This is a genomic window from Vibrio sp. Vb1980, assembly GCF_033338615.1.
In the GTDB taxonomy this organism is placed as follows: Bacteria; Pseudomonadota; Gammaproteobacteria; order Enterobacterales; family Vibrionaceae; genus Vibrio; species Vibrio alginolyticus.
Genome location: NZ_JAWOSZ010000136.1, coordinates 1 through 574 on the forward strand (window position 1 = coordinate 1; position 574 = coordinate 574).

Consider the following 574-nt stretch of genomic DNA (forward strand, 5'->3'; position numbering starts at 1 on the left):
CGCAACTGATGGCGAAGTTTGTCTCAGGTGAGCACTATTACGAGATGGAACCACAGTATTTTTGTCGTTGCTGTAACCACCGAGCGATCGGTGAAGTGGTACCTCACCCGGCAAGACACGTATCGGCCGCTCTGTAGTTTAACGTTACGCTGCTAAAGGCTCTTCGTTGGAGTAGGGCGATCCGTCGATCATCACTGGCCAGCCATAAGATGCGTATTCACGTGCTAAAAACTTCGCGACTTCGTGAGAAACCGTGGTGTATGTCCATTCGCCAACACCAAACGGTTTATACGCCAGTTGTAAGGTTAACATTGCTTTTTCCTCAATAATTTTTCCTATTATTGCCTTACTATTTGGCTCATTTCTTCTGTTTATAGCTAACTTTATTCTCTGCAAAGTTCATCGTTTCACTTTTTCATTCACACCGATTTTTCTCTTATAAAAGCTGTGTGAGTACCTTTGTTATTTATAAACCTATGTTAACAACTAGGATGTGTTTTTAGGTAGATGATGACTTTTTGTGCTAAGCAAACGTTAAAACTAAGCGGAATTCACACGTTGTTCATTTGTTAGT

At 41.5% G+C, this 574-nt stretch carries 1 protein-coding gene; it reads right to left on the bottom strand.

What is annotated here, in order from left to right; genetic code table 11:
• Positions 1–144: 144 nt before the first annotated feature.
• Positions 145–312: a hypothetical protein gene (locus R7F64_RS24165; protein ID WP_005466428.1), complete on the bottom strand. Its 168-nt coding sequence runs from the start codon at positions 310–312 to the stop codon at positions 145–147.
• Positions 313–574: the final 262 nt, after the last annotated feature.

Excerpts from the sequence above, each read along its gene's own strand:
- R7F64_RS24165 (WP_005466428.1), bottom strand. The coding sequence starts at position 312 with ATGTTAACCTTACAACTGGCGTATAAACCGTTTGGTGTTGGCGAATGG.